Below are 9,695 nucleotides of genomic sequence, written 5' to 3'. Positions count from 1 at the left end.
CGCGGTGACCGCCCGCGGCACCCGGCGCGTCCCCGACCGGGCCCCCGCCCCTGACAGCACCCATATCCCGGCACCATCCGGGCAACCGAGGCGCCCGGCCCTCCCGCCACTCCAGGCGGGCGGGCCGGGCGCCTCCCGCGTCGTGCGCCCCGACCGCGGGTGCCTGACTGGCGGCCCCCGACCGGCGCGGGGATGCTGGGACGGAAGCCGGATGTCAGGGCAAGGCAGGGCAGAGCCGGGTAAGACAGGGCAGGGCAGAGCAGGCACGAGCGGGAGCAGGCGGGTGAGGGCACCGAACGCGCGGCGCGGCACGACCGCCGGACGCGGGCGCCCCGCCTGGCTCCCCCTGCTGCCCGTCCTCCTGCTCGTCGGCGGCGCCCTCCTCGACTACGCCACCTCCCCGCACTTCAGCGCGGAAGCCTTCTACACGGCCGCGCCCATGACGGCCGCCGCGCTGCTGTCCCTGCGCGCGACCGTCCTCGCCGGGCTGGCCGCCTGCCTGGTGGACGCGGTGCTGCTGCACCACTTCGGCTTCCTGGACGACTCGGGCGGCCGCAGCGAACTGTCGGCGGTCGCCACCGTCTCGTTCCTCGCCGTCCTCGTGAACCGCCTGATGTACCTCAGCGACGTACGGCTCGCCTCCGCCCGCCGCGTCGCCCTCGCCGTGCAGCGCGCGGTGCTCCCGCAACTGCCGCCCTCGATCGGCTGCCTGCGCATCGCGGTGCGCTACCGGTCGGCGGTCGGGGACGCGGAGATCGGCGGCGACCTGTACGGCGTGCAGGACTCGCCGTTCGGGGTGCGGTGCCTGATCGGCGACGTGCGCGGCAAGGGCCTGGAGGCCGTCAAGGCGGTGGACGTGGGGCTGGGCGCCTTCCGGGAGGGCGCCGAGGACGCACCGGACCTGCCCGGCCTCGCGGCCCGGCTCGAACGCGCCCTGCGGCGCGAGGCACGCGGCCGCAGCGGACCGGAGCGGGTCGAGGGCTTCGTCACCGCCGTCCTGGCCGAGGTCCCGCCCGACGGCCCCGCTCTCCACCTCGTCAACCGAGGCCACCCGCCGCCGCTGCTCCTGTCCGACGGGACGGTCCGCTCCCTGGAACCGGCCGAGCCGGCCCTCCCCCTGGCCCTGGGCGACCTCGGCGCCGGACCGGACCGGACGGACACGGTGCCCTTCCCGCCGGGCGCGACCCTGCTCCTCTACACCGACGGCCTCACCGAGGCCCGCGACCGCGACGGCGTCTTCTACGACCCGGCCGCCGCCCTGACCGGCCGCCACTTCGCGACGCCCGACGCCCTGCTGGATGCCCTGCTCGCCGACGTGACCCGGCACACCGGCGGCCGGATCACCGACGACATGGCCCTGCTCGCCGTCACCCGGGACGGGGGCGGGCCGTCGGCTCCGTAGCGGCACGCGCTGCCGAAGACGGGTGCGCCGGGCTTGATGCCGACGGTGCCGGGCGGGACGGTCACCTTCTCGATGACCTCGGCGGGGGCCCGGCGGTGTCGGCCGGCACGGCGGCCGCCCGCCCGGGTCCGCACCCCGCCGCACCCCGCCGCACCCCGCCGCACCCCGCCGCACCCCGCCGCACCCCGCCGCACCCCGCCTCATCCCGCCTCCGCCCCGAGCCCGACCGTCGCGACCACGACGACCTCGTCCCGCTCGGCCCACCGCCGGGACGTCTCCTTGTGCGGGTTGATCCATATCCCGTAGCGCGGGCCGTGGGCGGCGCCCGCGTGGTCGCGGTAGCCGATGGCGCACTCGCCGCGCCGCCGGGCCGCCTCGACGACCGTGGCGAAGGAGGCCGTGGCGGCCGGCCGGACGTAGCGGGACGCCGGGCGGAGCAGGATCTCGTTGCCGCCGGCGGAGAACAACTCCTCGAAGACGCCGGCCAGCTGCCGGTTCTGCGAGATCTGGGCCATCAGCAGGCCGATGAGCTTGCCGCTGACGATGAAGTCGGCGCCCGGGCTGACCGGGGCCAGGGCCCGGTTGCGGTCGTCGGTCATCTCGGTGACCACAGGCAACTCCCACCCAGACGCCGCCTCCAGGGCGCGGAGCAGCAGCAGCGTCACCAGGGTGCGGTCGTCCGGCTCCTCGGCCACGCCGCCCGGGCCGGGGACGGGGTCCGGCCCGAGGACGATCACGCTGTCGTACGACGCGGCGTCCACCGCTTCGACCGTCTGCCGGTCTGCCGGATCGCCGGGCCGCAGGACGACGGACAGGGCGGCCCCGGCGTCGCCGTCGGCGGCGCGCACGGCGGCGGCCGTCGCGGGCTCGGCGTCGGCGACGACGTCCACGACGGAACCCGGCGCCGAGTACCGGCGCAGCCGGCCCACGATGAGCGGGGCCCGCCGGTTCCAGCCCAGCAGGAGCACCCGCTCCGGCCGCCGCGGCTCCGCCGGGACGGCGGTGACGAGCACGGATTCGTCGACGTCCGGCGGCCGCTCGGCCACGACGGCGGTGTCGTCGTCGCGGGTGACCACCACGATCCGGTCCGCCGCGCCGATCAGGGTGTCCGACGGCGGGTTGAGCGCGAGGCCGCCGTCGGCGCGGAGCAGCCCCACGGCGCACGACGTCGCGTACGCCAGCAGCGCCTCGCCGAACGTCCGCCCTGCCAGGGCCGGTTCGCGGACGGTGTAGAACTCGTCGCCCGCGAAGTCGAGGAGCTCCTGGTAGACGAGGGACAGGCCGGGCCTGCGGGCGGACTGGACGATGAGCCGGGCGGTGATGTCGTCGGTCTCCAGGACGACGCCGCCGTCCCCGGCGGCCAGTGCGGCGGGGAGCCGGTAGCGGGCGTCGCGCACGGCCGCCACGACCCAGACCCCCGTCCCGCTCTCCGTGCCGTTCCCGTCGTCCCCGCCGCTTCCGCCGTTCTCGGTGCCGGAGCCCGTGCCCGTGCCGTCAGGGCCGCCCGCGGCGCGGCCCGCCGCCCGGAGCGCCAGCAGCGTCTTGACCACCTCGGCGTCACCCGACGGCCCGTCCCGCGGCAGGACGAGGACCGCGCCGGCGGTGTGCGGGCTGACCCGGGACAGGACGGCGGGGTCGGTGGTGGAGCCGCTGCGGCAGATGAGCCGGGTGCCGCCGGTCGGGCCGACCTTGGTGTGCAGCGCGTCCTCCATGGCCGTCTTGTCCCGGTCGGCCAGGACGGCCACGGCCGCCCGCCGCTGGTTGGCGTTGGCCGCGACCAGCTCCGCCACCACCGTGAACACCTGCTCCGACCAGCCGAGGACCACCACGTGCCCGTCCTCCAGCACCGTCGAGCGGCCCCTGCGCAGGGCGACGATGCGCTCGTTGACCCCCGCGGTGATCAGACTCACGAGCGTGGAGACGTAGAGGAGGGCGACCACGGCGAGCACCACGGACAGCAGCACCTGCGCCGGCGGCCCGACCAGGCCGCCCAGCCGCAGGGTGTCCCCGGCGTGGTGCCAGACCCGCGCCAGCTTCCCGGGGAGCGACCCGGGCGCGTCCCGCGCCGTCCACACCATCAGCGCGCTGACCGGGACGACCACCGCCAGGCAGGCCAGGGCCAGCCAGCCGATGAGCGCGGAGGCACCGCGCGTCAACGTGTTGTCGAACCAGTAACCCGCCCGTTCGCGCCACCGCGAGCGCCGCCGCGCCATGACCGCCCCCTCGCCGCCGGCCGGCACCCGCCCGGCCCGAAACCCTTCCCCCGCACCGCCGTTCCGGGCTCACGGAGCCCGACCACGCGATTACAGCGTGACACCATCGGGCCATACCCGCGGACACACGATGGGGTTTTCACTCCATCGGGGGGCGTGACCTTGGTTCGTGGACGGCTCGCCGGACGGCGGCGCGGCGCGGGCGCGCCGCGGCACCCTTGCGCCCGCCCGCGGACATGCAGTGCGCTACCCCGTATGAGGAGAAGCGAGTGGAACACGAGACGCGCGAGGCGGCGAACCACCGCCGCCCTGGCCGCCGTTCTGACCACGGCCACCCTGACGGCCGGGGCCGCCGACCCGTCGGAACGGAACCCATCCTCGGCCCCGGCCATCGACCTGGACACCGCGACCATCCCCCACCTGCAGGCCCGCATGGCGGCCGGCACCCTCACCTCGTCCGCCCTGACCCGCGCCTACCTGCGGCGGATCGCCGCCGTCGACCCGAAGATCCACGCGGTGCTGCGCACCGACCCGACCGCCCTGCGCCAGGCGGCGGCCAGCGACGCCCGGCACCGGCGAGGCACCTCGCGCGGCCCCCTCGACGGAATCCCCGTCCTACTCAAGGACAACATCGACACCCGGGACCTGCCGACCACCGCGGGATCGGCCGCCCTCACCGGGAAGCCGCCCCGCTCCGACGCCCCGCTGGTGACCCGGCTGCGGGCGGCGGGAGCGGTGATCCTGGGCAAGACGAACCTGTCCGAGTGGGCGAACTTCCGCGCCGCGAAGCCGACGTCGGGCTGGTCGGCGGTGGGCGGCCAGACGCACAACCCCTACGTCCTGGACCGCAACCCGTGCGGCTCCTCCTCCGGTTCGGCCGCGGCGCTCGCCGCCTCGCTGGCCCAGGTGGCGATCGGCACCGAGACGGACGGCTCCATCGTGTGCCCGGCCGGGATGAACGGCGTCGTCGGCCACAAGCCCAGCCTGGGGCTGGTCGACCAGGCCGGCGTCGTCCCCATCTCCGCCGAGCAGGACACGGCGGGCCCCCTGGCGCGCAACGTCACCGACGCCGCCCTCACCCTCTCCGTCCTCACGGGCTCCCGGACGCCCCGGACGGTCGCCGGGGAACGCCTGCGCGGCAAGCGCATCGGCCTCTGGCGGCTGCCGGAACTCGGCCCGGACGTGGACGCCCTGATGACCCGCACGGCCCGGACCCTGCGGGCCGCGGGCGCGACCGTCGTCGAGGTCACACCGCCGTACCAGAAGCGGCTCGCCGAGCTCGAATACCCCGCCCTGCTCAGCGAGTTCCACCGGGACATCGACGCCTACCTCGCCACCCGCGACGGCCCCCGCGACCTCGCCGCGCTGAACGAGTTCACCCGCACCCACCCCGCCGAGCGGACCTGCTTCACCGGCCGGGAGCTCTTCGAACGCGCCCTCGTCGCACCCGCCGCGGGCAGCCCCGAGCACCGGGCCGTCCGCGCCGAACTCAAGGACCTCGCCCGCCGCTCCCTCGACGAGACCCTGGCCGCCCACCGGCTGGACGCCCTCGCAGCCCCGGCCAACCCTCCCGCCTGGACGACGGACTGTGCCCGCGGCGACAACGACGTCATCCCCTCCTCCACCCCCGCCGCCGTCGCCGGCTACCCCTCCCTGGCGGTGCCGGCCGGCTTCGTCGGCGAACTCCCCGTCGGCCTGCTGCTGATGGCCGGCGACCGGCAGGACGCCCGCTTGCTGTCCCTGGGTGCCGCCGTCGAACAGCGGCTGCCCGCCCGGCGCGCGCCGCGCTTCCTGCCGACGACGGGCTCCCCGTGACCCCCGCCGGCGCACCTCCCGTTACGATCACGCGATGCGCCGCGCCCCCGCCGACCAGTCCTCCGCCACGGCGCCGCACGACCCGGTCGCGGCGGCCCGGTCCGCCGTCCGCCGCCTGGTCGCGGTCGACGCGGCGCGAGGCGCCCTCGCCGCGCTGCCCGAACTGCGCGCGGCGGCACGGCGGTTCCCCGACCCCTTCGCCACGGGCGCCGCGTACCGGTGGGACGCGGACCGGCGGGCCGCGGCGGCCGAGCTGTACGAGGTGATGGGCTGGATCCTCTTCGACGCCGGCCTCCACCGGCACGCCCGGCGGGCCAACCGCCGGGCGCTGGCCCTCGCCGGGCTCTGCGGCGACCGGTGGACGGCCCGGCTGGTGCTGCTGAACAACAGCATGCTGATGAGCCACACGGGACGTCCGCGGGCCGCTCTGGAGGACGCCTCCCGGGTGCGCGGCGCGCGGGAACTCCCCGCCCTGGTCGACAGCCTCCTCCTGATCCGCCGGGCCCACGCGGTCGCGGCGCTGGGCGGGGAACGGGAGGCGGTCCGGCTGGTGTCGCGGGCCGAGAGCCGCTTCCTGGACGGCGCCTCGGCGGCCGACCCGCCGTGGGCCTGGTGGATCGACCACGACGAGGTGCTGGGCCACCGCGGCTGGGTCATGGCCCGGCTCGGCCGCTGGGACGAGGCGCTCCCGCTCCTGCACCAGGCCGCCACCGCCCCCGGCCCGGCCTACCGGCGGCTGTTCGCCGCCCACCTGCTGGCGGCCTGCGCGCGGGCCGGCGCGTGGCGCGAGGCGGAACGGCTCGTCGACGGCCTCGTACCCGACGTCCCCGGCATCGGCTCGGCGCGGACGCTCGGCACGCTCGGCGCCACCGCGACGGCCCTGCTGCGCGGGACCGGCCGGCCGCCCGCCGCGCTCCGGGAGGCGGCCGGCCGGCTGCGGGAGGCACTGTCCGCCGCTGTCGCGGGCCACTCCGGCCCGGGTCGCTGACGCGCCGTCACCGACCCCCGTCGTCCTCGCGCAGGACCAGCGCGAGCAGCCCGGGGAAGCGGGCGTCGAACTCCGGGCGGCGCAGCCGGTTGAACCGCTTCGGACCGGCGTCCCGCTGTTCCAGCAGCCCCGCCTCGCGCAGGACGGTGAAGTGCCGGCTCAGCGTCGCCTTGGTCACCGGTACGTCGAAGCTGCCGCAGGGGCGCACCCAGTCCCCTGACGTCGCCAACTCCCGTACCAGCGTGCGCCGGATCGGGTCGGCGAGCGCGAGGAGCGCCGTCTCCAGCGAGACGTCCGCCGGGTCGGCGCTGACGGGCAGCGCGCGGTGGTGCGCCGTCCGCGTGCCGTCCGGCTCCCGCTCCTGCGGCCGTGTTCCTGCCGTCATGTCCTGATCTCCGTTCCCCGCCGCGCCGCGACGGATTGCCGAGTGTTCGATGTTGTGCGTACACTCCTGATTGTTCGCCTCTCGACGAACACTCTAGCTGGGGCCGGCATTCCGCGACCCCTCACCTCGTTCCGCCGCTGTCCCGAGGCAAGGAGAACGACCATGACACCCGCCGCCCAGTCCCCGTCCGGCCGCCGACCGGACCGTCCCGCCCTCACCCTCCTCGCCGCCTGCCTGGGCTTCGTCGTCGTCATCCTCGACGTCAGCATCGTCAACGTGGCCACGAAGGCACTCGCCGGCGAATTCGGCGGCAGCATCTCCGGCCTCGAATGGGTGATCAACGGCTACACCCTCACCTTCGCCGCCTTCCTCCTCACCGCCGGCGCCATGGGCGACCGCTTCGACCCCGGCCGGATCTTCGTGGCCGGGTTCGGGGTCTTCGCCGCCGCCTCGCTGGCCTGCGGAGCCGCCCCCTCGCTCGGCGTACTGATCGCCGCCAGGATCCTCCAGGGCGTGGGCGCCGCCATGATCGTGCCGTCCTCCCTGTCGATCGTGAACGCCGGCTTCCCCGACCCCGCCCGGCGCGCCCGCGCCATCAGCCTCTGGGCCGCGGCCGGCGGCCTCGCCCTGGCGCTCGGACCGGTCGTCGGCGGCGTGCTCGTCGACGGGCTCGGCTGGCGGTCCGTCTTCTACGTCAACGTCCCGCTCGCCGTCGTCGGCATCCTCCTCGCCAGGGCCGACGCCCGCCCCGCCGCCGTCCGGACCACGGCCCGGCGCTCCCTCGACCTGCCCGGCCAGCTCCTCGCCGTCGTCGCCCTGGGCGCCCTCACCGCCGCCACCGTGGAGGCCAACGCCCGGGGCTGGACCTCGCCGGCCGTGCTCGGCTTCGCCGCCGTCTTCGCCGTCGCGCTGGCCGGCTTCGTCGCGGTGGAGCGGCGCGGCACCGACCCCATGCTGCCGCCGAAGCTGTTCCGCCACCGGACCTTCACCGCCACCACGCTCATCGGCGGCCTGCTCAACTTCGGCTTCTACGGCCTCGTCTTCGTCTTCAGCATCTTCTTCCAGGAGGTGTGGGGCTACTCGCCCAGCGTCGCCGGCCTCGCCTTCCTGCCCATGACCGCCGCCGTCCTGGCCGCCAACCTGGCCTCCGGCCCGCTGGTCCGGCGGTACGGCGCCCGCCGGGTGCTGGTCGCAGGCAACACCCTCGCCGCCCTCGGCTACCTCGCCACCGCCCCCGCCGTCGGCTCGCACTCCTACGCCGCCGTCGTCACCCAGTTCCTCGTCGCCGGCGCCGGCCTCGGCCTGGCCGTCCCGGCCATGACGAACGCGATGCTCGGCGCGGCCGACCCGGCCCACGCGGGTGTCGCCTCCGGCGTCCTCAACGCTTCCCGCCAGATCGGCGGACTGCTCGGGGTGGCCGTGATGGGCCTGCTCGTCGGCGACGGCGACTCCGGGCAGTTCGTCCCCGGCCTGCGCGCCGCGCTGCTCTGGGCCGGGGGAGCGCTCGCCGTCGGGGCGGTCCTCAGCGCCACGGGCGTCCGGCCCGCCGCCCGGTCCGCCGTCACGGCTACGGGGGAAGCGCGCCGCACGCCGGCCCCGTCCACCGTCCACTGAGGCCCGCCGCACCGCCGACCCGCCGCACCGCCCCGAGCCACGGCTCACGGGCGGTGCGGCGCGCGTTTCCGGCCGTCGGGCACCGGCCCGCCGGGCTCAGAGCCGGGTGTCGTCCACGACCGGCACCCGGGGCGCGGCCGGCCGCTCCCGGCCGTTCGCGCGCGGTGCCGCGCCGGCCTCGCCGGCCGGCTTCGCGGGCCCGCAGAAGGCCGGTTCGAGGGTGTTCATCAACCCCTGTGTCACCGCGCCGTTGTTGGAGGCGTTGGCGAAGACGACGACCGTCCGCCGCCCGTCGCGCGTGGCGAACGACTGCGTCTGGTACCCCTGCACGATGCCGCCGTGCCCGTAGACCCTGCCGCAGGACAGCGCGATCTCGCGCAGCCCCAGCCCGTAGCCGGTCCGGGCCGTCGGGGTGGGCAGCGCGCTCGTCATCAGCCGCACCGACGCGTCGGAGACCAGCCCGCCGGAGTCGCCGGCCAGCACGGCGGCGAGGAAGCGGTCCAGGTCGGCGGCCGAGGAGACGACCGCTCCCGCGCTCCAGATCCACGAGCCGTTCTGCTCCGTCGAGTCCAGCAGCGGCCGGGACCGGTCGTCGTTCGTCAGGTAACCCGTCACGTGTGGCCCCTCGATCCTCTTGTCCGGGACCACGAACGAGGTACGGCTCAGCCGCAGCGGCTCCACGATCCGCTCGCGCAGCTCCTCGGCGTACGGCCGGCCGGTCACGTGCTCCACGGCCATGCCCAGCAGCACGTAACCGGTGTTGCTGTACGCGTACCGGGTCCCCGGCGGGTACTGCACCCCGTGCCGGACGGACAGGGCCACCAGGTCGGCGGGCCGGTAGACCGTGTCGCGGATCCGCTTCTCGAACGCCTCCGTGGTCTCCTCGCCCGCCTGCTCCAGCAGGTCGTCGGTGTGGTCGTAGAGGCCCGCGCGGTGCTGCATGACCTGCCGGACGGTCATGTTCCAGCCCTCCGGCAGCGTGCCGGACGGCAGGTAGTCGCGCAGCCGCCCGTCCAGGTCGACGCGGCCCTGCTCCACCAGGCGCATCAGCAGGACGGAGGTGAACATCTTGGTGTTGCTGCCGACCCGGAAGCGCCAGTCGGCGTTCATCGGGGTGCCGTCGAGGTCCGCCTTGCCGACCGCGATCGAGCGGTCCCCGCCCGCCTTCTCGTGGTCGCGGATCACGGCGAAAGCGCCGGGCGCGCCCGCGCCGACCGTGCGCTCCAGCGCGGCCCGCACCCCCGCGGTGTCCGGCTCCGCGGCCGCCGCCGGAGCGGC

General features: G+C 76.2%; 7 protein-coding genes. 4 read left to right on the top strand and 3 right to left on the bottom strand.

The window, feature by feature from the left end; all coding sequences use genetic code 11:
* The first annotated feature begins 283 nt into the window (after positions 1–283).
* Positions 284–1,402 (top strand): PP2C family protein-serine/threonine phosphatase, encoded by a 1,119-nt coding sequence (locus JNW98_RS33190; RefSeq protein WP_223772014.1) that lies wholly within the window; start codon positions 284–286, stop codon positions 1,400–1,402.
* A gap of 200 nt (positions 1,403–1,602) precedes the next feature.
* Here the strand turns inward: JNW98_RS33190 and JNW98_RS33185 are convergent, their stop codons facing one another.
* On the bottom strand, positions 1,603–3,615 hold the full coding sequence (locus JNW98_RS33185; protein WP_223772013.1) for a CASTOR/POLLUX-related putative ion channel: 2,013 nt from the start codon (positions 3,613–3,615) through the stop codon (positions 1,603–1,605).
* A gap of 255 nt (positions 3,616–3,870) precedes the next feature.
* Here JNW98_RS33185 and JNW98_RS33180 point away from each other — a divergent pair, with 255 nt between their 5' ends.
* Both JNW98_RS33180 and JNW98_RS33175 read left to right on the top strand, forming a co-directional pair.
* Positions 3,871–5,430 (top strand): amidase family protein, encoded by a 1,560-nt coding sequence (locus JNW98_RS33180; RefSeq protein ID WP_223772012.1) that lies wholly within the window; start codon positions 3,871–3,873, stop codon positions 5,428–5,430.
* 34 nt (positions 5,431–5,464) lie between these two features.
* Positions 5,465–6,418 (top strand): NsdA family TPR-like regulatory protein, encoded by a 954-nt coding sequence (locus JNW98_RS33175; protein WP_223772011.1) that lies wholly within the window; start codon positions 5,465–5,467, stop codon positions 6,416–6,418.
* A gap of 7 nt (positions 6,419–6,425) precedes the next feature.
* Here the strand turns inward: JNW98_RS33175 and JNW98_RS33170 are convergent, their stop codons facing one another.
* Positions 6,426–6,803 carry an ArsR/SmtB family transcription factor gene (locus JNW98_RS33170; RefSeq protein ID WP_223772010.1) on the bottom strand — a complete coding sequence of 126 codons (378 nt, stop codon included), beginning with the start codon at positions 6,801–6,803 and terminating at the stop codon, positions 6,426–6,428.
* A 162-nt stretch (positions 6,804–6,965) separates the two neighbouring features.
* On the opposite strand from JNW98_RS33170, the gene JNW98_RS33165 reads away from it, so the two are divergent.
* Positions 6,966–8,417, top strand: coding sequence for an MFS transporter (locus JNW98_RS33165; protein ID WP_223772009.1), 1,452 nt, complete (start codon positions 6,966–6,968; stop codon positions 8,415–8,417).
* 96 nt (positions 8,418–8,513) lie between these two features.
* Here JNW98_RS33165 and JNW98_RS33160 read toward each other — a convergent pair.
* A partial coding sequence (locus JNW98_RS33160) for a serine hydrolase domain-containing protein (protein WP_223772008.1) occupies positions 8,514–9,695 on the bottom strand: 1,182 nt, incomplete at its 5' end.

The sequence above is a fragment of the Streptomyces huiliensis genome (genome assembly GCF_020037025.1).
GTDB lineage: Bacteria > Actinomycetota > Actinomycetes > Streptomycetales > Streptomycetaceae > Streptomyces > Streptomyces huiliensis.
This window is presented reverse-complemented; position numbering and strand designations above follow the sequence as displayed.

Excerpts from the sequence above, each read along its gene's own strand:
- JNW98_RS33185 (WP_223772013.1), bottom strand. The coding sequence starts at position 3,615 with ATGGCGCGGCGGCGCTCGCGGTGGCGCGAACGGGCGGGTTACTGGTTC.
- JNW98_RS33180 (WP_223772012.1), top strand. The coding sequence starts at position 3,871 with ATGAGGAGAAGCGAGTGGAACACGAGACGCGCGAGGCGGCGAACCACC.
- JNW98_RS33175 (WP_223772011.1), top strand. The coding sequence starts at position 5,465 with ATGCGCCGCGCCCCCGCCGACCAGTCCTCCGCCACGGCGCCGCACGAC.
- JNW98_RS33170 (WP_223772010.1), bottom strand. The coding sequence starts at position 6,803 with ATGACGGCAGGAACACGGCCGCAGGAGCGGGAGCCGGACGGCACGCGG.
- JNW98_RS33165 (WP_223772009.1), top strand. The coding sequence starts at position 6,966 with ATGACACCCGCCGCCCAGTCCCCGTCCGGCCGCCGACCGGACCGTCCC.